We start from the raw sequence: 25,752 nt of genomic DNA, 5'->3' as shown, positions 1-25,752 counted from the left end.
CTTTATATTTTATATTTAATAAACAATTATTCACTATAGGCAATGATTTTTTGTAATCCTCCCATGTAATTTATCAAGACATCCGGTATAGTTATTGATCCATCTTCATTCTGATAATTTTCAAGTATTGCAACCATAGTTCTTCCGATAGGTAATCCTGAAGCATTTAAAGTATGAACTAAGGTAGTTTCGTTACTGCCGAATTCTTTATATCTTGCTTTCATTCTACGTGCTTGAAAATCTCCACAATTAGAACAGCTAGCAATTTCGCGATATTGCTTTTGTCCCGGAAGCCATACTTCTATATCATAGGTTTTTTTTGCCGCAAATCCCATATCTCCGGTGCAAAGTAACATAACACGATAAGGAAGATTCAGTTTTTGTAAAATAGTCTCTGATGCATTAGTTATATATTCATGCTCATTTGTTGATTCTTCAGGGGTAGTAATAGATACTAGCTCAACTTTACCGAACTGATGTAATCTAATCATACCTCTTGTATCTCTACCGCTACTACCTGCTTCTGATCTAAAGCACGGGGTGTAAGCAACATAACGTATCGGTAATTTTTCTCTTGGTATAATAGTATCGGCGACCATATTTACTAAAGATACTTCTGCGGTTGGAATTAGTCTGTAACCATTGGTTGTTGCAAAAGACTCTTCGGCAAATTTAGGTAGTTGTCCTGCATTATACATAGCATTATCTCGAACTAATACCGGAGGTGATATCTCAAAGAAATCCCACTCTTTAGTATGAACATCAATCATAAAATTAATTAAAGCACGTTCTAGCTTTGCTAAATCACCTTTTAACGTTACAAATCTAGTTCCAGAAATTTTAGCAGTTTGTTCAAAATCCATTAAATTTAATTTTATACCTAGTTCAAAATGCTGTTTATTCAAAGCATTTGGATTTGTCTCTCCGTAAGTACGAACTAATTTATTCATACTTTCATCCATTCCGTAAGGTACTTCGTCGTCCGGAATATTAGGAAACATATTTAATAGTTCATTTAATTCGTTATTATTATTTAGATCCTGTTCAAGTGCTTCCAACTTCTCATTTATATGTTTGACATCTCTTTGTAACCCTTCAAATTCTTCGCCGCTTTTAGAGGCCATATTACCTAAAATCTTTGATTTTACCTTACGTGCATGCTGAAATTCTTGAATTAAACTCGTAATTTTTCTTTTCTCTCCGTCGAGCATAGCAATTTTACTAGACATAGGTTCAATAAATCTTTGGCTAAGCTTTTCATCGAACAATTCTTTATTTTCTCTAATCCATTTGATATTTAACATTTAGTGTCCTCAGTTTTTCTATAAAATTACATATCATTATTGAAATTTCATATAATAAAAGTAGCGGTATTGCAAGAGCAAACTGGCTTAAAATGTCAGGAGGCGTTAATATTCCTGCAATAATAAAGTTAATTACCACGGCAATGCATCTTTTTTGCTTAAGTGTTTGTACCTTAACTATTTTTAGTATATTTAATATCATTATCACAATTGGCAGTTGAAAAGCGACTCCAAAAGCAATAATTAAATGAATAACTAAATTTAGATACTCGCTAATTCTTGCTTCCAAAACTATCGGTACTATCATATCACGTTTTTCAAAACTAAGAAAAAAATTCCAAGCTTTCGGCATTACAAAGTAAAAAACAAAAATACTACCGCACCAAAATAAAATAGGCGACATAAAAAGAATAAAAGCGATAATTTTTTTTTCATGACGGTGTAACCCGGGACTGATAAATAAATAACACTCCAAAGCAATTATAGGTATAATAATAGTAAAAGCAGTAAAAGCTGCAAGTTTAATATAGGTAAAAAATGCTTCTGTAAGTCCTGTATAAATTATATTTCGTACCGTAGTATCACCGCTTAGCTTAGCAAGCGGTTTTAATAAAACACTATAAATATTGTCGCTAAAATAATAGCAAATAGCAAATATAATTATAAAAGCAGTAAATATTCTAAGAAGTCTTATTTTTAATTCTAATAAATGTTCTTGAAAACTATATAGTTTCATAAAAATTCTGACTCTTCATTTCGCAGAAATATATATATCAATATTATAAACTTTTTTTAATAATTGTCATATCTTTTTAGAAATATTCACAAAGCCTAGTTTCTTTCTATATATTTTATAAAATATCGGGATAAATAACATGCTAAACAGAGTATTACCTAAAAAGAATACAGGCCAAGTAAGATATTTTGCACAAATACCGCCAAGGCTAGCTAGAATAATACGGCTAAGCGAGCTAAAAGATGCAATAATAGAATATTGTGTGGCAACAAATTCACTATTGCAAAGGCTAGCAAAATAGATAGAGATAATAGTTCCTGCAAAGCCTGCACAAAAATTTTGTACTGTAACAGTTATTATAAATGTCTTTATATCATAGCCGATAGTAGCAAGAATCATAAACATAAGAGGTGACAATAATTGAATAACTCCACCAATTAAGACACTATGAAATATACCCATTTTTGCAGCTAAAACGCCGCTTAAAGCTCCTCCGACGATCATGATTAGTAACCCGTAAGCTTTGTAAATAACGGCAATTTCATGAGTAGTAAAACTTAAATCGAGCAATAAAGGCGAACTCATAGCCATAGGTATAGAATCCGCAGCCTTATATAAAAAGATAAACAATATAATTAGCAGTAAATATTGCTGTTCATTTTTTAAGGAGATAATACTTTTTTTAATAACTTCAAAATATTGTTGTAATCCTATTAAATGAGTAGTTGTATGGTGTATTTCTTTTGATTGTGGTTCTTTAATACATAAAATTACTATAGGTCCAATTAGAGTAATGAATAGAGCCGATTTATATACTGTATTCCAGCCGAAAATAATTGATGAATATAAAGTACCGACGCTGCCAAGTAACATACCTAAACGAAACCCTATGCTACTAAAGGTAAAAGCCATTGAAAGCTCTTCTTTAGATGTAGGTCTCTCAATTCTATATGCATCAAGTACAATATCTTGTGTAGAACTGCAGGATGAAATAATAAATAAGATAATTGCAGTAATATATAAGTTATTACAAGGGTTTATGTTTAAGAACCCCGTCATCGCTAGGATTAAAAATATTTGTGATACCAATGCCCAGCCACGCCTGTGACCGAATTTAGAACATAAAAAAGGTATAGAGTATTTATCTATAAAAGGTGACCATATGACCTTTAAGCAATACGGAAAGGCAGCTAGTGATATCGAACCTATTATATCAGTGGTGTATTTTGCTTCGGATAATTGATATGGAACTGTAAAAAAAATTAAATTGAACGTCAGACCGGAAATTAAGCCTAAAAGTAAAATACCGATTAAATATGTATGGTTATTTATGTCATTCTTGCATGAATTGATCTTCAACGTCATTGTGAGGAAAAACTGTAAGTTGCGACGAAGCAATTCAGTAAAAAATTCTGATTTACAGAATATTCTATTATTATTTCTGGATTGCCACCACGCTCCTTGCAGTTGTGGCTTTGTTGCATGTCTTGCTTCCACTTCTGTCATCCCGCAAGTTTGTAGCAGGATCCAAATACTAATATTGTTAGTATTTTTAGTTGTTTTCTGGATACCGTGGTCAAGCCATGGTATGACACCGAACACGTTTTTTGAGCCATGCAACAACGCTTTCAGTCGCTCGCAATGACGATTAGGTACACACGCAATAATGCCTCGCAGGAATGACATAAAGGAATGATTAAAAATTTTGTACATGAAATCTAATAGCTTTAAATAGTTACTTAATATTTCATTTTTAGGGAGTAAGGAGCGACTTTGGAAAATATTTTACCGACTACCGGTATTTTAGTTACAATAGTGCTGATTAAGAAAAAGGAAGGAATAACATTTCCTTTAACCATAATTAATTGCTGCTTGGTATCAATATTACCTGTCATAGTAAAATCAAAGAACGGTCCATGTGCTTCCGTATCAAAAATTGTAATTATATTTCCTCTATAATTAAATTTACCGCTCATATCTTCAAATAAAATATGTTTATTATTAGTTATTGAACTAAGAAAACCCGGCAACGAAACAAAGGAAACAAGCCGTGTTAAAAAAGGAGTATCGACTACCGTAAAATGTTTTATAGAAAATTTGCCGTCTAATATTGGCACTATTTCACCTTTTTTTACTTCATATCTTTTTGTATTTAAGTTGATGTTAATTTGACCGTTTTGCATAGTGGTATACATTCCAAGTCCCTTAAGCAATGCTCCGGCATTATCGGATTCAATGAACCATTGTTCAAAAGTTTCCTTAGCAGTAAGCGACATCTTAACTTTTTTATTATCAATATTAGCATTTAGAAAGCCGGAGAAACACCGCACTTTATCACATTTAATTGCTAAATCAAGATTACCTAGAATTATATTATTCTTTAAAAGTATTTTTGATATATTAGTTTTTAAATTAATATTACGTGTAGAATCTCCCGCTTTTTCTAAAAACTGCATCATATTAGCATTTGATAAATCTAATCTGTTTCCATAAAGTGTCGTATTAAGATTATGGTTATCTATGATTATGTTTCCTTTTAAATCCGTATGATTATGTTTAACAGAGGCTAGATTAATATTATAAATATTTTTCTTAATTAAGGCATTACCGTTAATTTTTAGATTATCCTGCCCTGAAAGGTTAAATACAATATTTCTATCGAAATTTTTATCATTTAATTTAGTATATAAATATAAATTGGCTTTTTTATATAATTTTTTATGAATAGATACTTTATCTATATAAAATTCTAAATTATTAAGATTAGAATTAACGGTAATAAAACTCTCATTATTATGCTGTTTTTTATACTCAAAATTTAAAACGGTGCTGCCTGAAATTAATTTAAATACTCCAAATCTTTGATTATTTGCCGCAATATTGCTTTTTATTTTAAGTAAACACTCATTATTTTTATCCGATATATCATGATCATAAGTAAAGCTGCTTGCATAATTATTAATGTTACCTTTACCGCTAATATTTAGTTTATTATCTTTAAAACTACCTTTGGCTTCACCGTTTTGTAATAGGATATTATTGTCTAAGGTGTTAAAAGAGATATTTGTTAATGTCGACAAAACATTATAGCTATTAGGGATATTGGGGCTAATAGGAATTATTAGCTCTATTATTGAATTTGCCGTTCCTTTGATGTTTTTAAGATCAATATTTTGAGCTTTAATATTTTGATATGCATCATGTGGAACAAAGGCAATTAAGTCATTAATTTCACCTTTAGCAGTAGCATTAAAAACAAATTGTGATTTATCCAGTCCTTCCCATTTGAAAGTCATAATACCGTCTGAAACGACACTTTTACCGCTATATGCTTCATTAATTAGAAATTTTATTTCCGGTCCTGAAATGATTATATTAGTATCAACTTTAGTCAAAGGTGGTAAATCTGTATGATATTTATATTCAAAATTCGAGATATGTAAATTTGCTTTTAAATTATCTTCTACTAAAATATTTTTTTTAAAAAATTTTTTATCTAATTTAATATTTAATTCTCCGTTTTGGATGTAACCTTGTTTTATATGTTCTCGTAAATATGAGATTATAGGATTATCCGGAATGATTTTTTCGACTGTTTGATAAATTATTAAAGGCATATTTGCGGCAGCTGCACTTGCATCGATATTTTTATCGGTTATTATACTGCTTAGTGATAAAAAAGCTTTGTTCCCAAAGGTGAGTTTGCAATTAACAGTCTTTGGATTATATTTAGAATAGGTGGTTTTATATGAGCATAAAGCATTTCCTAGAGGTAAGTCTGCTCCTTGCTCATCAGTTAGGATATCACTTTTTATTGAAGTTAGTCGTATGTCGGTTAGGGAATTTTTTTTAATTATATTTAACGAATAATCACCGGTCGTTGAAGTATTTATAATCTCTTCATCGTTATTTGAAATTACGGAAATTTTATCGATATTAAAATTAGCCTCTATTAACGAATTAGAGAAGAAATTTTTGAAATTAAAGAAAAGATTAAAATCGTTAATTTCTCCTCTAGCATTATCTATAAGACTTAAGGAAATTTTATCTATGGATAATCGGTTTTCTTTAAATTCTAAATTATGTAGTACAGCCTTTATATCATTTTTACTTAAATAAAATTCAATTATTTTTTTCAAAGGTTCATTTAAGTGTCCTTTATTTGCACTATAAACAGTTAGAGTTATAGCCAAAGATAATGAAATCAGAATTATAAAAATACTAATAAAGGTTTTTTTAATAAAATTCATTTGAGCTTGTAAATCTATTGAAATATGATAAAAGCTTTATATACTCGGATAGAACTGCAAAAATTGGCTACGTCATCCTACAAGTACTCCGGTACTCACGTATTAAGTATACGCTCTGTTCCTCGTCTTGTGGACTCCTTGCACTTTTTGAAATTGAGCTTCGTCTATACTACTCTTCATTTATTTGAGGTATACACTTGGAATATAACGTATAATTTAAAAATTTAATATAAAAATCACAAAAAATTATGAATATTACATTTATCGGTAGCGGATATGTGGGATTAGTCTCAGGTATTATTATGGGCTATTTAGGTCATAATGTTACTTGTCTTGATAATGATGAGGTTAAAATATCCAAATTAAATAAGCAAATATTACCGATTTATGAAGCTAAACTTGATGAGTATCTTAAGCAAGCTTTAGAATCTGATAGGTTAAAATTTACAAATATTTATAATAATGAACTTCAAAATGCTGATGCAATATTTATTACGGTCGGTACACCTTCAAAAGGGTTGGGAGAAGCGGATTTAAAATATGTTTATGATGCTATTGATAAAGTTTTCGAGCATATAAATAAAGATTGTTTAATAGTCATAAAATCTACCGTTCCGCCGGGTAGTTGCAGTAATATTATAGCTTATTTAAAATCAAGAGGCTTTTCATTTAATGTTGCTTCTAATCCTGAGTTTTTAAGAGAGGGTAGTGCGGTAGAAGATTTTTTATATCCTGATCGTATAGTTATCGGTGTAAATAATAAAGAATCAGAGGCAATATTGCGAAAAATTTATGCACCTTTACAAGGTGTAAAGTTTGTGGTTACTGATTTAGTGACGAGCGAACTTATTAAATATGCTTCAAATAGTTTCTTAGCTACCAAAATTGCTTTTATTAATGAGATGGCTGATTTATGTGAAAAAATCGGCGGTAATATTAAAGATTTATCTAAAGGTGTAGGACTTGACCAAAGAATCGGTCAAAATTTTTTAAATGCAGGACCTGGTTTTGGCGGTTCGTGCTTTCCAAAAGATATTCTAGCATTAAATAATCTTGTAGAAAATCATCATATAGATTGTAGGATTCTTAAGGCAGTAATTAAAAGTAATAAGCAGCGCCCAAGTAATATGGTAGATAAAATAGCTACTTTGTTAGACGGAGATTTAAAAGGTAAAAATATAGCAATTTTAGGCTTAACATATAAAGCAGGAACAGATGATGTAAGAGCAAGCCCTGCCATCGCAATTGTAAAGATCTTATTAAATAAAGATGTATATGTTAAAGCATTTGATCCTATCGGTCTTGAAAATGCTAAAAAGAATTTGGAACATAAAAATTTGCTATATTTAGATTCAGCAGTTGACGCCTGTAAATCAGTAGATATTATAGTTATTGCAACTGAATGGTCAGAATTTAAAGAACTTAATTGGCAAGAAATTTATGATTTAGTAAAATCGCCGATAATCATTGATTTTAGAAATATACTAGATAATGAAACAATGAAAAAAATCGGTTTTAGATATTATGCAGTCGGAAGTAAAATTTAGTCTTGTCGTTAAGGCTTCCGATGTTATTCCCGCGTAGGCGGGAATCCAGGGTAAAGCGAGATAAATCGAGCTTTTAAAAAGTTTTAAAGTACTGGATTCCCGCCTACGCGGGAATAACATAAAAAGTCTACGGCAGTAAGACAATAAACTTTAACATTAATTTAAAATGCGACCTGAATTTATTCATTTAAGAACTCAAAGCTCTTATTCTTTTCTAGAAAGTGCATTAACGATTGAGAAGGTAGTAGAACTTGCTTCATCGAATAAAATGCCTGCTATTTGTTTGGCAGATAAGGGAAATTTATTCGGCTCATTAGAGTTTGCATTATGTGCAGTAAAAAAAGGACTGCAGCCGATACACGGAGTTATTCTAAATATAAAATACGATATAGATATTTTTGCTCAAATTTTGCTTATAGCTAAAGATGAAACTGGTTATAAAAATTTACTCAAACTATCAAGCCTTACTTTTACTAAAAATGATCGTAAGATATGCGATCACATTGATTTTGAAGATTTAATCGAATATCAAGAAGGATTAATAGGATTATGCTGTTATACCGACGGTATTGTCGGAAAATGCTTGCTAGCTCGTAACGAGGAGCAAGCGATGCTGTTTGCACGTAAATTACAGGAAATTTTAGGAGATCGTTTTTACTTTGAGATTATGAGACATGAGCTACCGGAAGAACAGTTTATTGAGGATAGTTATATTAGAATTGCTGCCGAGCTTGCTATTCCGCTTGTTGCTACTAATAAAGTTTTATTTAGTGAGAAAAGCATGCATGATGCACATGATGTATTGTTATGTATATCAGCCGGTGTTACTAAAGAATATCTGGATCGAAAAACAGTTAGCGAAAATTGTTATTTTAAATCACCGCATGAGATGATAGAGCTTTTTTCCGATTTACCTAGTGCCATCCAAAATACCGTGAATTTAAGAGAGCGTTGTTATTTTGCCGCACATGCAAACCCGCCGATGTTGCCTAATTTTGCCACCGAAAATATTAGTGAAACGGATTTAATTAAAAAAGATGCAAAAGAAGGGTTGCTTGCAAGGCTTGCTACAAAGTTTAAATCTGAAAATATTGCGTTAGAGAATCAAGAAGCATTGAAAACCGAATATTTTGCTCGTCTTAATTATGAGCTGGATATTATCTGTAATATGAATTTTGCCGGTTATTTTTTGATTGTATCTGATTTTATTAAATGGAGTAAAAAAGAGGGTATTTTAGTCGGACCGGGTAGAGGATCGGGAGCAGGCTCGGTTGTTGCTTGGAGCTTGCTTATTACTGATCTCGATCCGATTAAATTTGGCTTATTATTTGAAAGATTTTTAAATCCTGAACGTATTTCAATGCCTGATTTTGATATTGATTTTTGTCAGGAAAGGCGTGAGGAAGTAATTAATTACGTACGTTCCAAATACGGTAATAATAGAGTAGGACAGATTATAACTTTCGGTAAGATGCAGGCAAAGGCTGTAATTAAGGATGTCGCTCGTGTGCTTAGCTTACCTTATAAATTTGCTGATTATCTAACGGAGCTTGTCCCTTTTAGTGCAGTTAATCCAGTTAGCTTAGAACAGGCAATGCGTGAAGTTCCGGAGCTTGCAAATGCCGCTAAAGGTAATGGGCTGTATAATTTAGACGGTGAAGCGGAGTTAATTAAGTTAGTGATTGATACTTCGTTAATTCTTGAGGGGCTGCATAGGCATTCCTCAACTCATGCTGCAGGAATCGTAATAGCAGGTACTGATTTAGTCGATATAGTACCGGTATATAAAGATGCTAACTCCGATATGCTGATAGTCGGTTATTCTATGAAATATTCCGAGATTGCCGGTTTAATTAAATTTGATTTTTTAGGGCTACAAACCCTAACGGTTATTACCGATTGTAAGAAACTGCTTAAAGAGCAAGGGATAGAAGTAGATTTTAACAATATGACGTTTGATGATAATAAGACTTATCAAATGTTGTGTAAAGGTAAAGGAGTCGGCGTTTTCCAATTTGAAAGTATCGGGATGAAAGATGCACTTAGACGCCTTAAACCTGATTCTATACATGATTTGATAGCTCTTGGTGCTTTATACCGTCCTGGTCCTATGGAAAATATTCCTACCTATATAGCTTGTAAGCATAAATTACAACAGCCTGATTATTTACATGAGCTATTGCAACCAATCTTAGAAGAAACTTACGGAGTGGTGATATATCAGGAGCAGGTACAAAGAATTGCTCAGGTTCTTGCAGGTTATACGCTAGGAGCTGCCGATTTACTTCGGAGAGCAATGGGTAAGAAGATAAAAAAAGAAATGGAGGAGCAGGAAGAAATTTTTGTTAAAGGAGCAATTGCTAATAATATTTCGGAATCTCAAGCTAAATCCATTTTTGCGACCGTGGCTAAATTTGCCGGATACGGTTTTAATAAGGCACATGCTGCGTCTTACGGTGTTATTTCATACCAAACTGCATATCTTAAAGCTAATTATCCTGCTGCATTTTTAGTAGCATGCTTAAATCTTGAATTGAATAATCACGATAAAATTAATTTATTTTTACAAGAAGCAAAAGATAACGGCATAAAAATTATTGCACCTAATATTAATATTTCTGAAGGGTATTTTAGTGTAAAGTTTTCGGACACTGTCATCCCGCATAGTGTAAAGCCTGTCATCCCGCGACTTGATCGTGGTATCCAGAAAATTTCAAAAGATACCGTGGTCAAGCCACGGTGTGACATCGCGGGTGCAATAATCTTCGCCTTAGGTGCTATTAAGGGAGTTACGCCGAATTTCGGTAAGTTAGTAACGGATGAGCGAAAAGCAAGAGGGGCGTTTAAATCAATTACTGATTTTATTGAAAGATTACCCCCAAAATCTATTAACAGTAAATTATTGGAAAATTTAATCAAGTCAGGCTGTTTTGATGAGCTACATGATAATCGATTGCAATTATTGTCAAGCATTCCAAAATTGCTTTCTTATTCAACTGCATATCACGAAGAGCAGGAATCTAATCAATTTAGCTTAATTAAAGTTTCTAGTTTAAGTCCAACTATTTTAGTATCAAGCGATTATGCCGATAAAAATACTTTAGCCTTTTATGAATTTGAGGCTATGGGTTTATTTATCTCTAATCATCCTCTTACGGAATATCAAGAAATATTTAGTCGTTTAAATATTTTAAATACTGCGGATTTGCATAATAACTTACCTGATGGTACTAACCGAGTAAATCTTGCCGGTGTAATACAAAAAAAGGATTCTCGTATGTCGGCAAGAGGTAGGTTTGTGACGCTCGTGCTTTCCGATCCTGAGAATATCTTTGAACTTAGTATTTTTAGTGAGGAAGTTTTAAAAGATTATGTACATTTACTTGATGTTAAAAGTTTGGTAGTTGTTAATTGTGACATAGTTAAAGATGAGGGAGGAATAAAACTAACGGCAAAAAGCTTTTCATCAATTGAGGATGCAATTAATAATAAACAATTTGAACTACAGTTTTATCCACAAAATCATGAAGAATTACGGCAGATAGTAACCTTGCTTGCAGCTCGTATAAATAATGAAGATCAGAGTAATGCTAAAGCTACAATCTATTTACAAAGCGCAGATGTAAAAAATTTTGTAGCAAAAATTACATTACCTGAAAAATTCTTGCTCCAAGGGCAAGATTTTGAGATTTTAAAAGGATATAGTAAATAGCGTAGTTGTTGAGTGGTTCGGTTTTCCACTGTCATTCCCGCAAGGCATTGTTGTGTGGATATCGGGTCGTCATTGTGAGCAGCCATAGGCTGCGTGGCAATCTCATGAAATAATAACAAACTTGAGATTGCGGACGTACAATTACTTCGTAATTTTCCTCGCAATGACGAAAAAACCGAACCATGCAACAAAGCCAATGCCTCGCAGGAATGACATCGAAACCTTGAGTCAACTTTTTATAGGCAATACCTGAATTGACAGTAAAATGAATCTATTATTGATATAATTGAGTAATATTCTTTGATGTTTTTTTACCGCTAAATACTGCATTATTATTTTTAGTATCGCTAAGTTCCATATATTTTGTTAGTCGATGTTTGTCTGCTATTAACTTTGCTTCTTTTTCTAAATTGATATTTTGCTCAAGATTTGGGTCTTTAATTAATTCTTTAAAATAATTACTTATGGATTTGAATCCCAATTTTCTCGTTAATTTACTTAAATACTTATAAAATTTATTTTTGATAGTTTGTTTTTTAGGTTCTGAATTTTTATTGAATGTATTATTGGTTTTAACTTCTGATTTTTTATCTTCTAATACTCCTGTATTAATTGATCTTTTGGTGTTTGATTTAGTTTTGAATTATCTGCTCTTACCCCAGCACCGGCATTATATATATACGATAATTTTTTCCGTTTTCTTTAGAATATTTTATAACATTTGTATGTAATCCTGTATTAGTAGGAGCATTAGAATATGATAAATATGCTTCTCCGGTTTTTTGCAGTTTATCATATATTTCATTTGTAGTTTTTTCTAAAAATTTTTTTAACTGTTCTGCTGGTGGTAATTCAATTGAGCTAGTTAATTTACGTAAAAAGGATTGCTTATAAATCTCATCTAAGCCATCCATAAAATGGTCTAATTTTTTACCTGTATTTTCGTCAGGATTTAAAGCTTTATACGCTTAGCCGTTATAAAATGAACTGAGCCTAAATTATAATCTTTTGTGGATTTATCATAGGTACGGGTATCGTCAAGCATTTCGCAGTACTGAGTTGCTTTTGCTTCATACTCATATTTCTGTATGTTATTTAAGGTTTGAGTGATATTTTCATAATGTTCTTTCAGCTTATTTTGGTTATTCTTGTTTAGAGCAGTATTTGTAAGTTGATTATCATAATTTTCTAAGTTACCGAACTTTCTATTATTATTTACATTCTCAACCATATTTTCAACTAATTAGTTAAGCAGGGATCAAAATAATCATGTATTACGAATAAATGTCAATAATTACTCACCTCAATATATCTACTTTATCTAATTGTTCCCATGTAAAATTTGCGTCTTCTCGGCCGCAATGACCGTAAGAAGTCGTTTTTTGATAACATGGAGTGCGACGCTTAAGATGTTTAATAATTCTTCCTGGACGCATATCAAAATGCTGTGTTATGAGCTTAGTAATTTGTTCGTTGCTTAATGTGCTAGTACCGCAAGTTTCAGCATAAACAGATACGGGAGCAGCTACGCCTATTGTGTAGGATATTTGTATTTCACAGCGATCGGCAAGTCCTGCTCCTACTATATTCTTAGCAATATAGCGTGCCATGTAAGCAGCCGATCTATCTATTTTTGTTGGATCTTTTCCAGAAAAGCAACCGCCGCCGTGTCTTGCCATTCCTCCATAGCTGTCCACGATAATTTCCCTACAGGTTAAACCGCAATCTGCAACGGGACCGCCTATAACAAACCGACCCGTCGGATTAATTAGGTATTTAGTGTTTTTATGAAGTAAATTGCTTGGTAATGCTTGTTTAATAATTTCTTCCATTACTGCTTCAATAAGGTCTTTTTGTTGTATTTCCGGATGATGCTGAGTTGATAAAACTACTGTATCAATGGCAATTGGTTTGTTATTTTCATATCGTAACGTGACTTGAGCTTTTGCATCGGGTCTAAGCCAAGACAAGATATTTTGTTTACGTAAATATACTTGCCTTTTCATTAATAAATGAGCGTAGTAAATCGGTGCGGGCATGAAATATCCGTTTCATTACAGGCATAACTGAAAACCATACCTTGGTCTCCTGCACCTATTTCATCGTCATTTGCATTGTCAACACCCATAGCTATATCGGGTGATTGTTAATGATAGCTGAAATTACGACACAACAGCTACCGTCAAATCCATAATTTGGATTATTATAGCCGATTTCTTATATCTTGCTACGTACTATTTGCTCAATATCCACATAGGTACTAGGCCGCTCACTAGAACTAGACCGGTTGTTACAAATGTTTCACAGGCAACACGATCGTTAGGGTTTTGTTTTAGAATCTCATCAAGTACCGTATCTAAAATTTGATCGACAATTTTGTCCGGATGCCCTTCAGAAACTGACTCAGACGTAAATATAAAATTTTTCATACATTACGCTCTTTTTAAAATTCTTCAAATGTTATATTAATATATGCTTATTTTATCAAATATGTATGCTGTATTATATGTTGAAGTTATTTTTCTGGATTCCTGCTTTTGTGGGAATGACAGCAAGTCATGCAATAACGTCGCCTTTAGCTAAGAATGATACACCTTCAATGAATTTCCATCCAGTTATTACCTGCTCTAATTTCGGTTATAATCGGTACAGCCATATTAGTAGAATTTTCCATGATTTTTTTAATAATAGGTGTTATAATTTCTACTTCATCAATCGGTGCTTCAAATAGTAATTCATCATGAATTTGCAGTACTAATCTTGTTTTAAGTTTACGTTTTTCTATTTCTTGATCTAGATTGATCATAGCAATTTTAATTATATCGGTATTAGTTCCTTGAATCGGAGCATTAATAGCCGCACGTTCTGCGAATTGTTTAAGCTTTTTATCATGAATTAGAGGTACAAAACATTTTCTGCCAAAGCAATTTGTGACATAGCCGTTGCTACTTGCAAAAGCTTTTGTTTGCTCCATATATTCTTGCACTCCTTTATATTCAGCAAAATATTTCTTGATATATTCGGATGCTTCGCCGTTAGTAACGTTTAATTGCTTAGCAAGCCCAAAAGCACTTATACCGTAAATGATACCAAAATTTATAGCTTTTGCTTTACGCCTATGTTCGCTAGTTAGTTCGTGTTTTTGTAAGTTAAAGATCTGACAAGCAGTTTGAGTATGGATATCGTCTTTATTGATAAATGCTTGTTTTAGTGCATCTATATTTGCGATATGGCTTAATATTCTAAGCTCAATTTGAGAATAATCGGCAGATATTAATTTATAACCTTCTTCAGCAATAAAAGCTTTTCTGATTTGATTCCCCTCACTAGAGCGAATAGGTACATTTTGTAGATTAGGTTCCTGTGAGCTAAGTCTTCCTGTAGTGGTAGAAGTTTGTAAAAATGTCGTATGTACTCTATGTGTTATATTATCTATCTGTTTCGGCAAACTATCGGTGTAGGTATTCTTTAATTTTGTTAGTTGCCTCCATCTTAATAACAAATCTGCAATATTATATCCATGCTCACTAAGTTTTTCTAGTATTTCCGCTCCCGTTGAGTAAGAGCTTGCTTTAGCTGAAGCTTTACCGAAAGGTAATTGCATTTTTTCGAACAAGATTTCGCCTAATTGTTTTGGCGAACCAATATTAAATTTAGTTCCGCTAAGAGCAAAAATTTCTTCTTCAAGTTTTAGAATTTCTGTTCCAAATTCAGCGGATAATTGTTTTAGGTAATTAGCATCTACTGTAATACCCACTTTCTCCATTTTATCTAAAATAAAACAAATAGGTAAATCAATGTTGCTATAAAGTCTAAAGGTTTTGTTGTCTTTAAGTTCCCATATAGTTTGCTTATAAAGTGCGATAAAGTTTATTACTATTTTTGCTGATTCGATAATTATATTTTCTATCCAAGTTTCTTTCAAAACTTCTTTAAATAAATTTTTCTGTGATAAACCAGCAGATAATGCATACTGCATTAATTCTAAATCTTCTATAGCCGTAATGTCATGAGATTGGTTTGCATAAAATTTAAGTAGAGGTTTAAGAGAGTAAGTAATTTTTTTTATGGATTTATCGGTTAGTAAATTGAAGATTATATCCGAAAACCAGTTGTTATTACTTTTAGTATTATAAGAAAATAGATCATGAGAAGTGTTTGAAATTTTAATAATATAGCTTTGGTTTTGCAGTGATAAAATAAAAGCAAGATTAGCTCCTTTATGCTGTAATAAATATATCCCGAATATTCCTATTTTCGTGGCTTCTTTAGCAAAGTCTGCTAACTCATTAGCATTATTAAGTTCTTTTATTTCCGTTACTTTACTATCTGCTATCTCTTTGTGGTCGTTAATTTTAATATCCAATAAATTTTCTACTCTTTTATATAAAGATCTAAAACCGTATTCCTGTAAAAATCCTGTTAATTTATCGCTATTTGGAGGTGACCATTCTAAATTATTTAGCTGAAAATCTAAATCAACATTAGAATTAAGCCCTATTAACTGCCATGAAATTAACGCCGCTTCTCTTGAATTTTGTAAAGTTTCACGTTGTTTTACGCTTGAGACTTGGTCTAAAGAGTTAAATATATTTTCTACAGAACCAAATTGTGTTATAAGACTACTTGCAGTTTTTGGTCCAATAGATGGTACACCCGGAATATTATCCGATCTATCGCCGATTAAAGCCATTACTTCACGTAATTTATCAGAAGTAGTGCCAAATTTTTTAACCACATCATCCTCCGTAATATATTTCCCTTTTAACGGATCATATATCTTGATGTTTTCAGTCATTAGCTGTAATAAATCTTTATCGGAAGAGATAATGACTACATGTGCGCCAAGTGCAGCAGTTTTAGTAGCAAAGGTTGCGATAATGTCATCGGCTTCATAACCGTTCTTCTCTAGAATAGGAAAATTTAAGTTACTTGCAACATCACGAACTAAAGGTAATTGTATAATTAAATCTTCAGGGGGTGGAGGGCGGTTAGCTTTATAGTCGGGATAAATCTGATGGCGAAAATTTTTCCCGCCGCTGTCAAATACTACAGCGACATGCTTAGGCTTAAAGTCGCTCAGTAATTTTAGCAGCATTGAAGTAAAACCGTAAAGAGCACCGACAGGCTCGCCTTTTGGTGAAGTTAAAGGCTGTTGTGCATAATAGGCTCTAAAAACAAATCCGTATCCGTCTATGAGCAATAAGGTATTTTTTTGAGTCATTTTATGATTTTATTTTTAATTAGATCGTCATTGCGAGGAAATTACGTAAGTAATTGACGAAGCAATCTCAGGAGTTTATTATTACTTCATGAGATTACCGTGCAGCCTACGGCTACTCGCAATGATGACTCAATATTTGTGCGGGCAATGACGTAGCAAAACCTCACAACCCCACTAGATTTCTAGCAAAATCATGTTGGTTGAATATTTTTAAGTCCTCTATCTTCTCGCCTATACCGATAAAGTATAAGGGTAAATTAAATTTTTGTACTACTCCGACAATTACGCCCGCTTTAGCACTGCCGTCTAGTTTAGTCACGATAAGCCCCGTCAAATTAGTAGCATCATTAAAATGTTCTACTTGGTTATAGGTATTTTGTCCGGTAATAGCATCAATGACTAAAACGCTATGAGTGGGGGCATTCTCGTCTAGTTTTTTTATAACTTTTACAATCTTAGACAGTTCATCCATCAAATTTTTCTTATTATGAAGCCTACCTGCTGTATCGATAAAAAGTATATCGATATTTTGTTTTATCGATTCTTCCATCCCGCGATAAGCAACACTTGCGGGGTCAGCCGATTCTTCACCGGTAATAAGTAGTGCATTTGCTCTATCTGCCCAAGTACTTAGCTGATTTACGGCAGCTGCTCTAAAAGTATCGCAGGCTGCAACTGCTACTTTTTTCCCTTGTGCCGAGTACATTGAAGCAAGCTTACCTATAGTCGTGGTTTTACCTGCTCCGTTAACACCGCAAACTAAAATTACGTTTAATTTATTTTCGCTTAAAGTAAAAGGAATTGCTGATTTTGATAGCTGCTGCTCTATTAATTTAGCAAGGGCTTCTTTTACTGTATCACTATCTATTTCTTTGTCAAATTTTACCTTTTTAAACTCTTCAATAATATTAGTTACTACCAAAACACTCATATCACTTGAGATAAGTAGCTCTTCTAGCTCTTCTAGAGTTCCTGCATCTAATTTTTTCTTGTAAAATATTTTGTCGATACCTTCCGATATTTTATTAGAAGTTTTAGATAAACTTTGTTTTAATTTACTAAATATCGAAATCATATTAGATAGTTTTTTGTTTTATGGGTGTTGGTGTTACGCCTGCGTGAGTATCAAATCGTCATTGCGAGGAAATTACGTAAGTAATTGACGAAGCAATCTCAGGAGTTTGTTGTTATTTCATGAGATTGCCACGCAGCCTATGGTTCGCAATGACGATTAGGTATCTACACAGATAAGCCATCTTGCAATGATGATTAAGGTACTTATCTCTTTTTCTTATTTTTGCTTTTGTTTTTATTTCCGTCAGTGGTTTTATTGAATCTACCTAAATTTTTAACAAATTTTTGTAGTCCGTTAAGTTCCGTTCCATATGTCCTAGTATATTCATGGACTATTTCTATATCTTGTCTATGAGAATCATCTATTACTACTACTTCCTGCATAAAATTATTAGCATCAAACGTAATTTTTACTATCTTCTGCTTTTCAATTTTTGGATTGAGCCAAGCTCTTTGAGACATAACTCTTTCAACATAATACCAGGTATTTTGGGAATATTCCGGTACTATAGTAGGCGTACCTATTAACTCTACGACTTCTGTTTTATTTAGTTTTTTAGACTCTAATTTTACAAGTGCCGAATCATCTATAGATTGCCCTCTATTTTCGATAGTTTTGCAGCCGCTTAAGGAAAAAAAGGCTAATATACTAAAAATGTATGTTATAAAAATTTTCATAAGTTTAATTTTATCTAGATTTTATTACAAGATTATAATATACTGCTTCACTAATTTGACAAATACTTTTTAATTTATATTTAGAGAGACTAATAATGGCAGTTCCAAAGAAAAAAACATCAAAATCAAGACGTAATATGAGACGTTCGCACTTAGCACTTGGCAAAGTTAACGTAATAGTTGATTCGCAAACCGGTGAATATAAGCTTCCGCATCACGTTTCTTTAGTCGACGGTACTTATAATAATCGTCTAGTAGTAACAAAGAAAATTAAAACTGAAGAAGAAGTAGCCTAAAAGATTTATGACCTGTAAAATTATTGGTTGCGGCGGGTATCTTCCTTCAAAAATAGTTAGTAATGACGAGCTTGCAAAATTCGTAGATACTAACGATGAATGGATTAGAACAAGAACAGGTATTACGCAGCGTCATATAGCAGGTGATACAGAATATACTTCCCATCTTGCTTTAAAATCAGCTGAAAAAGCTATAGCAGATGCAGGGATATCGGTAAATGATATTGATTTAATTATTACATGTACTACTACTCCCGATAATAGCTTCCCTTCGGTTGCCTCTAAGCTTCAAGGTTATCTTGGTTTAACTAATATACCGTCTTTTGATTTACAAGCAGTATGTGCCGGCTTTGTTTATGGTTTACAAGTAGCAAATTCTCTTATCTCATCAGATAAATATAAAACTATTTTGCTTATAGGAGCCGAGAAAATGACGTCGTTATTAGATTGGAATGATAGGACTACTTGCGTTTTATTCGGTGATGGGGCCGGTAGCGTAATATTACAGCGTAGTAGTGATGATTCCGGTTTGATAGATAGTAATATCTTCTCAAGCGGGGCTGATTATGATGAAATATTATACACAAACGGTGGTGTAAGTATGAACGGTATTAGTGGCAAAATAGTTATGCAGGGGCAAAAATTATTTCGTCATGCAATAGAAAAAATGCAACAATCTATAAAAGATTTACTGCATGCTAATCAATTCAGTGTAAGCGATATTGATTATTTTATACCTCATCAAGCAAATATCCGTATTATAAATAAACTCGCTGAACTATTAAATATAGAAGAGCATAAAGTAGTGAAAACCGTAGACAAACATGCTAACTGCTCTGCTGCTTCTATTCCGCTTGCTTTGAGTACTCTCAAAGCATCAGGCAAAATAAAAAAAGGTGATATTCTACTATTTTCAGCTATCGGTGCAGGTCTTACTTGGGGCAGTGCATTCATTAGATGGTGAATATACTCGTTGTATTACATCTTCGGAAACTCTACTACTAGAGGTAATTTGTACGTTGATCCTGTACTCGAATCCTCACGTACCTCTATGTACGCTGCGGTTCTGCGTGCCGTGTCTCCTTCAAATTCCTCTCTATAAGCGAGTTTCTGAAGATGTCTATTTGAAAAATTGGCAACACTACTTATTTGCTTATAATTCTCACATATTATATATACGCTGGGGTTATAAGCTTCAAAATCGATTCCTCTTTTCCCCATTAAACTGCATCTATCTATTTATCCAAAGTATATACTTGTATTAAATGATATTTTTACCACATTTATACATGAGTAATTGCATTTTATAATATTTTAGCCTTTAAACTAATAAAATAATGATATATACTAACTCACATAGCTTTTGGTTAGTTTAGTTTTATGACTAGCTAAAATGAATTCAATATTAATAAATTATAATCTCAAGGAGTTTACATTATGAAAACAAAAATTACATTAGCTTTTCTTGCATTATGTGTGCTTGCAGGGTGTAATACAACAAAAAGAGCACCGCAATTTGACGGTAATATGAACCAAAGTGAAGAAACTTCATTAATGAAAGATTTCGAGAAGCATGCAGGAAATGCAGTATGGTTTGCTTTTGATAGCTCTGCTTTATCACCAAAGGCTAAAGAAGAACTAGAGAGACAAGCTTGCTGGTTATCAAAGCATCCTGAAGTAAAAGTTACTGTTGAAGGACATTGCGATGAAAGAGGTACCAAAGAATATAACTTAGGTTTAGGTGAAAGAAGAGCAGCAGCAGCGAAAAAATTCTTAGCTCATAAAGGAATCGATCATAACAGATTAAATACAATCTCTTATGGTAAAGATAGACCTGCTATGATGGGTAATACTGAAGAAGCTTTTGCCTATAATCGTAGAGCTGTAACAGTTGTACACCACTAAAATTATTTACTAATTATAGTATCCTAAAAGGTCGAGTTTACTACTCGGCCTTTTTTTATTTATAACTTGATGTTATTATTGCGAAAGCGTTGATGCGTGGATACCAAACCGTCATTGCAAGCCATAGGCTGCGTGGCAATCTCATGAAATAACAACAAACTCCTGAGATTGCTTCGTCAATTACTTTGTAATTCCTCACAATTACGAAAACACTGAACCATATTGCCCTGTTTTTTAGGCGATACCTCAAAAATATAAAAATTTTACTAGACTTAACTGCATAATAATTATATAAGTTTCAAATGAAAAGGGGCTGTAGCTCAGTTGGTTAGAGCACGCCGCTCATAACGGTGTGGTCGTAGGTTCAAGTCCTACCAGCCCCACCACACAAATTCTTATTTAAATTCGCATTAGCACTGAATTTATAATGATTAATCTAAAAACACTTTCTTGGTATCTTACTAAATTATATTCTAAGTGTTTCTTTATTATATTATTTCTTTTAATCGGGCTATTAATTATCTCAAATGTTTTTGATCTTTTACAAAAATTCAAAAATATTTATGTTCCTTTTAGTTTTTTTTGGAGACTTATCTTATATAAGATTCCTTATTTACTAGGTCAAGTATCTTCATTAATTAGTTTTACCGCTATGTTATTTTTTCTTAGAAATCTAACAAAAAATAATGAATTAACGGCTATGTTATCTAGCGGTATTCATATTTGGCAAGTGCTTGTTATTCCATGTATTGTAACTTTAATGTTAGGTATAGTTTTTACGACTATATTGAATCCTATCGGTACTATAGGCTTACAAAAATATGAGTTATTAGAAGCAAAACTAACTAAAAAAGCCTTGAGTGAGGGTATAATATCTAAATCAGGCTTATTATTTTTTGAATCTTTAAATGATGAAACTCAAATTATCCAAACACAATTTATTAATGTTGCCGAGAAAAAATTAAATAATATTACAATTTTATTTGTTGATCATAATAATTCTTTTTTAAAGAGAATTGATGCATTATACGGTATTATTGAAAATAAAATGTTACATTTAAATAGAGTTAAGGTTTTCACAAAAGAGGAAACTAAGGCTTACAATAATTTAACTATGCAGACAAATTTATCAATTAATAGTTTAGTAAATAAATTTATTCGTCCTGAAATGGTTTCTATTTGGGCTTTACCTAAATTAATTAATGAATTATTAAATTCAGGTTTACCGGCTATTAATTATCAAATTTATTATTACAAGCAATTATTTAAGCCTATAATGATGATGGCAACCGTAATTTTAGCAAGTTGTTTTATTAGTCTTAAACAGCGTGATAATTCCCAAGAAAAAATACTGCTATTAGGTTTATTTTCAGGTTTTATAGCATATTCGTTATCAGAAATATTATTAAAAATACTTACTTATAATAATTTGTCTTTAATTGCTGCTATTTTATTACCTAGTATGCTAATATTTTTTATTAGTAACTTTATTATGTTACATTATAAAGAAATTTAATATAGACGAAGTTTAATTTGAAAAATTGGCATCGTCGCTTCTCATTGTTGATTCTCACGTAGTATTCTACGCTGCGGTCAAAAATTCCGAGGCTTCTCGCTCTTTTCCAAATTAAACTTCGTCTATATTAAATTTTTATTTACTATGGGACTGTTTATTTTGTTAACAGTTCTATAGAAGTGTTTTTAGAATTTAGAGAGAAAAAATAAAATGATAATGAAATTTTTGGAAGGGTTTTCTTCCGGTATGGCCATAGATCTTGGTACGGCAAATACTATTGTCTATCAAAAAAATTGTGGAATTGTTCTAAGGGAACCTTCTGTTATTGCGTTAATAAAAAAAGACGGTGCTTTTGTGCCTTATGCTTATGGTCATGAAGCAAAAATGATGCTTGGGCGTACTCCTACGGATATTGAAGCAAAAAGACCTTTAAAAGATGGTGTTATTGCCGATTTTAAGGGTGCAGAGGAAATGATAAAGTATTTTATTAGAATGGTACATAATCGTCGCTCTTTTTTTGGGCCGACAATTGTTATTTGTGTGCCTTCCGGTTCTACGCCGGTTGAGCGTCGTGCTATCCAAGAAGCAGCAGAAAGTGCAGGGGGTAGGGATGTCTATTTAATTGAAGAACCTATGGCGGCAGCGATCGGGGCAGGGCTACCCGTAACGGAAGCAACCGGTTCGATGATTGTTGATATTGGAGGAGGCACTACCGAAGTTGCAGTTTTGTCACTAGGGGGCATAGTATATGCAAGGTCGGTAAGAGTCGGCGGTGATAAGATGGATGAAGCTATTATCTCATATATAAGAAGGCACTATAACCTATTGATAGGTGAGGCTACTGCTGAAAAGATAAAGCAAGAAATAGGTACGGCTTATGTAGATGAAAATGCTGAGCCGAGAAAGATGGAAATTAAAGGACGTGATTTAATTTACGGTATTCCTAAAGAAATGATATTGAACGAAAGACAAATTGCTGATAGTCTAATTGAACCGGTAAGTCAAATTGTTGAAGCGGTAAAAGTAGCACTAGAAGCAACACCTCCTGAATTATCTTCAGATATAGTTGATAAGGGAATTGTTTTAACAGGCGGCGGCTCATTATTACGAAATCTTGATTTTGTTCTTAGTGAAGCCACTAAATTGCCAGTAATAGTTGCAGATGATGCCCTCTCTTGTGTGGCACTTGGAACAGGAAAAGTACTTGAAGATTTTACAAAGCTAAAACATGTACTATTTAAACAGGATTAAAAATGGCAATACTTGCAAATAGAGTAAAAAATTCTTCAAATTCATTAGAATTAATAAGAATAATATCAAATACTCTTAAGCGTTTTTTTGTTATATTTGGGCTTGGATTGTCTGTATATTTATTTTTTGCTACACCTAAAAAAATATCTAGTATATCACTTGAAGTAACCGGTAGTATAGTATCAATCGGTTTAGCAGTGTATGAAGATATATTTGAATATATAAATTCAATAACACAAAAATTTGTTTATTTTCAAGATTTAGAACGAAAAAATATAGAACTTAAACTTGAGATAGCAAGATTACAACATTTACAAAGTGAAGTAGAATTGGTAAGAGCCGAAAACATTGCATTAAAAGATTTGTTAACGATTGCTGAGGAAGAGGAATTTGAATATATTACTACTAAATTACTGAGTGTTTCCTTTAATTCCTTTTCTAGAACTGCTTTGATTTCTGCAGGTAAAAAGCAAGGCATTGAACCTGATCAAATCGTTGTTAAGTCAGGAAAATTAGTAGGAAAAGTAATAGAAGTGAGTAATAATTATGCGAAAGTAATGTTAATTAGCGATGTTAATTCTAGAATACCTATTAAAGCTAATTCTTCAAGAGAACAAGGTATTTTAGCAGGTAATAATAATAATAGTAAAATTTTATACTTGCCTAACAATCATTTAGTACAGAAAGATGAGGAGATAGTAACCTCTGGACACGGTAATATTTATCCTGCAGGTATTTTAGTGGGCTATGTGTCTAAAGTGACAGAACATGATGTTATGGTAAACGTAGCAGCTGATCTATCTAAAACGGAATTTGTACAAGTATTATTGCCTAAGGAGTAATTTCTGTTTTTTTTGTACTCTATGTCATTACCGCGTAGGCATTGTTGCATGGATCGGTACAATCCCCTGTGTGTCACCCCGTGGCTTGACCACGGGGGCCAAACAACAATAAAAAATACTAGCAACAAAGCTTTCCCGTGTAGGTGGGAATTCAGCAAAATAACTTCAATATTGCTACAGAAGTTATATATTTGATAAAATAACCATATAAAAACTTGTTTTTATATGGTTTTACTAGATTTTTGCTTACGCGGGAATGAAATTGAGTAGGCTTTTCGATCCATGTAACAAGGCTGGTAATACTCGACTTTGTATATATCTATCCTTTATTTATTCAGAGGTTATTAATATGGCACTTGCTACTAAAGTAAAAGAATTTTTAGAAGAAAAATTAAAACAAGAAAAGATAGATCGTAAATATCTTGCCGAAGTCACTAATATCCCTTATACTACTGTTAGTAGAATTATGAGAGCGGAAGCTAATCGTGAATTCAACCCTGAAATAGATACTATTTTAAAAATAGCAAAATATTTTAATTGTACTATGGATGAGGTAATAAAAAGAAAAGTACAGAATAATTCATAAAGCTTGATACAAGCGAATTTTGCATGACTCGCCTGTACTCACTCACGTAGTTTACCTACCGCTTTCGCAGGCTTGCATTTAAATTCATCTTGTCTAAATCTTTCTGAAATATGCTGTACCTACGAAATAAAACATAAAATATGACAACAAAAAATAAAAGAGTGCTTCAGAAATGCGCTTATAGAGAGGAATTTAAAGGAGACATGGAACGTAGCACCGCAGCGACGTCTAAATTACCTCTAGAAGTAGAACTTTCGAGGAACTCTAAAGGACTGATTATAATTTTATCTTCCCCTTCAGGTACAGGTAAGTCGAGTTTAGCTAAAGCATTATTGAAAATAGATAATAATTTGCGTTTATCTATTTCGGCAACTACAAGAAAACCACGTTTAGGAGAAGTAGAGGGCATAAACTATTACTTTAAGACCGGTCTAGAGTTTGAAGAATTAGTTAAGCAGAATAAATTCCTTGAATATGCTAAAATATACGATAATTATTACGGTACGCCTAAAGAATATGTCGAAATGTTATTAAATCAAGGCTTGGATGTTTTGTTTGATATTGATTGGCAAGGAGCAAGGAGTATTAAGAAAAATGCTACTAATGTTGTTACTATATTTGTATTGCCTCCTAATATTGAAGTATTGGAACAACGCTTAAGAAATAGAGCGACCGATAATGAAGAAGCAATAAAATTACGTATGCAGTTGGCACAAAACGAAATATCACATGCTAATGAGTATGATTATGTAGTTACTAACGATGACTTTGACCGGACGCTTAAAAAAATACATGCGATTATAGTTGCAGCACGAGACAAAGCGTTTTGAC

Annotated in this window: 21 protein-coding genes, 1 tRNA gene and 1 pseudogene; 11 read left to right on the top strand and 12 right to left on the bottom strand. The window is 32.5% G+C overall.

The window, feature by feature from the left end:
• Positions 1 to 26 precede the first annotated feature (26 nt).
• The 4 genes from serS to RC_RS06000 all read right to left on the bottom strand — a co-directional run bounded on the left by serS (position 27) and on the right by RC_RS06000 (position 6,290).
• Entirely contained in the window at positions 27 to 1,304 is a 1,278-nt protein-coding gene (gene serS / locus RC_RS06015; RefSeq protein WP_010977781.1) for a serine--tRNA ligase, read from the bottom strand.
• Positions 1,282 to 2,040, bottom strand: coding sequence for a twin-arginine translocase subunit TatC (gene tatC / locus RC_RS06010; RefSeq protein WP_010977780.1), 759 nt, complete (start codon positions 2,038 to 2,040; stop codon positions 1,282 to 1,284). The genes serS and tatC overlap by 23 nt, the downstream gene beginning before the upstream one ends.
• Positions 2,041 to 2,106: 66 nt before the next feature.
• On the bottom strand, positions 2,107 to 3,642 hold the full coding sequence (locus RC_RS06005; RefSeq protein ID WP_041471748.1) for an MFS transporter: 1,536 nt from the start codon (positions 3,640 to 3,642) through the stop codon (positions 2,107 to 2,109).
• Between the two features lie 137 nt (positions 3,643 to 3,779).
• The gene (locus RC_RS06000; protein ID WP_010977778.1) at positions 3,780 to 6,290 is read right to left on the bottom strand and encodes a DUF3971 domain-containing protein; all 2,511 of its coding nucleotides are present in this window, start codon (positions 6,288 to 6,290) and stop codon (positions 3,780 to 3,782) included.
• Positions 6,291 to 6,538: 248 nt separating this feature from the next.
• Here RC_RS06000 and RC_RS05995 point away from each other — a divergent pair, with 248 nt between their 5' ends.
• Positions 6,539 to 7,837 (top strand): UDP-glucose dehydrogenase family protein, encoded by a 1,299-nt coding sequence (locus RC_RS05995; RefSeq protein ID WP_010977777.1) that lies wholly within the window; start codon positions 6,539 to 6,541, stop codon positions 7,835 to 7,837.
• A gap of 166 nt (positions 7,838 to 8,003) precedes the next feature.
• Positions 8,004 to 11,549, top strand: a complete 3,546-nt coding sequence (dnaE, locus tag RC_RS05990; RefSeq protein ID WP_010977776.1) for a DNA polymerase III subunit alpha — start codon at positions 8,004 to 8,006, stop codon at positions 11,547 to 11,549.
• A 274-nt stretch (positions 11,550 to 11,823) separates the two neighbouring features.
• Here dnaE and RC_RS05985 read toward each other — a convergent pair whose 3' ends face one another.
• From RC_RS05985 to RC_RS05950, 7 genes and pseudogenes are all read right to left on the bottom strand, one after another.
• A complete protein-coding gene (locus RC_RS05985) occupies positions 11,824 to 12,030 on the bottom strand; it encodes a hypothetical protein (RefSeq protein WP_010977774.1) in 207 nt (68 codons plus the stop codon).
• Positions 12,031 to 12,202: 172 nt separating this feature from the next.
• Positions 12,203 to 12,463, bottom strand: coding sequence for a hypothetical protein (locus RC_RS05980; protein ID WP_010977773.1), 261 nt, complete (start codon positions 12,461 to 12,463; stop codon positions 12,203 to 12,205).
• A 38-nt stretch (positions 12,464 to 12,501) separates the two neighbouring features.
• Positions 12,502 to 12,780 (bottom strand): hypothetical protein, encoded by a 279-nt coding sequence (locus RC_RS05975; protein WP_010977772.1) that lies wholly within the window; start codon positions 12,778 to 12,780, stop codon positions 12,502 to 12,504.
• Positions 12,781 to 12,847: 67 nt separating this feature from the next.
• Positions 12,848 to 13,978, bottom strand: a pseudogene (gene metK, locus RC_RS09305) (methionine adenosyltransferase).
• A gap of 167 nt (positions 13,979 to 14,145) precedes the next feature.
• Positions 14,146 to 16,773 (bottom strand): DNA polymerase I, encoded by a 2,628-nt coding sequence (gene polA, locus RC_RS05960; protein WP_010977771.1) that lies wholly within the window; start codon positions 16,771 to 16,773, stop codon positions 14,146 to 14,148.
• Positions 16,774 to 16,936: 163 nt separating this feature from the next.
• Entirely contained in the window at positions 16,937 to 17,848 is a 912-nt protein-coding gene (gene ftsY, locus RC_RS05955) for a signal recognition particle-docking protein FtsY (RefSeq protein WP_010977770.1), read from the bottom strand.
• 203 nt (positions 17,849 to 18,051) lie between these two features.
• Positions 18,052 to 18,525: an outer membrane protein assembly factor BamE gene (locus RC_RS05950; RefSeq protein WP_010977769.1), complete on the bottom strand. Its 474-nt coding sequence runs from the start codon at positions 18,523 to 18,525 to the stop codon at positions 18,052 to 18,054.
• A 95-nt stretch (positions 18,526 to 18,620) separates the two neighbouring features.
• Between RC_RS05950 and rpmF the strand changes: the two genes are divergently transcribed.
• Together rpmF and RC_RS05940 are read left to right on the top strand one after the other, a co-directional pair.
• Positions 18,621 to 18,821: a 50S ribosomal protein L32 gene (gene rpmF / locus RC_RS05945; RefSeq protein WP_004997395.1), complete on the top strand. Its 201-nt coding sequence runs from the start codon at positions 18,621 to 18,623 to the stop codon at positions 18,819 to 18,821.
• Between the two features lie 7 nt (positions 18,822 to 18,828).
• Positions 18,829 to 19,785: a beta-ketoacyl-ACP synthase III gene (locus tag RC_RS05940; protein ID WP_010977768.1), complete on the top strand. Its 957-nt coding sequence runs from the start codon at positions 18,829 to 18,831 to the stop codon at positions 19,783 to 19,785.
• Positions 19,786 to 19,799: 14 nt separating this feature from the next.
• Here the strand turns inward: RC_RS05940 and RC_RS05935 are convergent, their stop codons facing one another.
• Entirely contained in the window at positions 19,800 to 20,042 is a 243-nt protein-coding gene (locus RC_RS05935) for a palindromic element RPE1 domain-containing protein (RefSeq protein WP_010977767.1), read from the bottom strand.
• 216 nt (positions 20,043 to 20,258) lie between these two features.
• Between RC_RS05935 and pal the strand changes: the two genes are divergently transcribed.
• From pal to gmk, 7 genes are all read left to right on the top strand, one after another.
• Positions 20,259 to 20,726: a peptidoglycan-associated lipoprotein Pal gene (pal, locus tag RC_RS05930; RefSeq protein WP_010977766.1), complete on the top strand. Its 468-nt coding sequence runs from the start codon at positions 20,259 to 20,261 to the stop codon at positions 20,724 to 20,726.
• Between the two features lie 309 nt (positions 20,727 to 21,035).
• Positions 21,036 to 21,112: transfer RNA gene (locus tag RC_RS05925), tRNA-Ile, on the top strand.
• Positions 21,113 to 21,153: 41 nt separating this feature from the next.
• On the top strand, positions 21,154 to 22,242 hold the full coding sequence (locus RC_RS05920; protein ID WP_010977765.1) for an LptF/LptG family permease: 1,089 nt from the start codon (positions 21,154 to 21,156) through the stop codon (positions 22,240 to 22,242).
• 210 nt (positions 22,243 to 22,452) lie between these two features.
• Positions 22,453 to 23,493, top strand: a complete 1,041-nt coding sequence (locus RC_RS05915) for a rod shape-determining protein (RefSeq protein ID WP_010977764.1) — start codon at positions 22,453 to 22,455, stop codon at positions 23,491 to 23,493.
• 2 nt (positions 23,494 to 23,495) lie between these two features.
• Positions 23,496 to 24,335 (top strand): rod shape-determining protein MreC, encoded by an 840-nt coding sequence (mreC, locus tag RC_RS05910; RefSeq protein ID WP_010977763.1) that lies wholly within the window; start codon positions 23,496 to 23,498, stop codon positions 24,333 to 24,335.
• A 256-nt stretch (positions 24,336 to 24,591) separates the two neighbouring features.
• A complete protein-coding gene (locus RC_RS05905; RefSeq protein ID WP_010977761.1) occupies positions 24,592 to 24,921 on the top strand; it encodes a helix-turn-helix domain-containing protein in 330 nt (109 codons plus the stop codon).
• 140 nt (positions 24,922 to 25,061) lie between these two features.
• Entirely contained in the window at positions 25,062 to 25,751 is a 690-nt protein-coding gene (gmk, locus tag RC_RS05900; protein WP_010977760.1) for a guanylate kinase, read from the top strand.
• Position 25,752: the final 1 nt, after the last annotated feature.

This window comes from Rickettsia conorii str. Malish 7 (assembly GCF_000007025.1).
Taxonomy (GTDB): domain Bacteria; phylum Pseudomonadota; class Alphaproteobacteria; order Rickettsiales; family Rickettsiaceae; genus Rickettsia; species Rickettsia rickettsii.
This window is presented reverse-complemented; position numbering and strand designations above follow the sequence as displayed.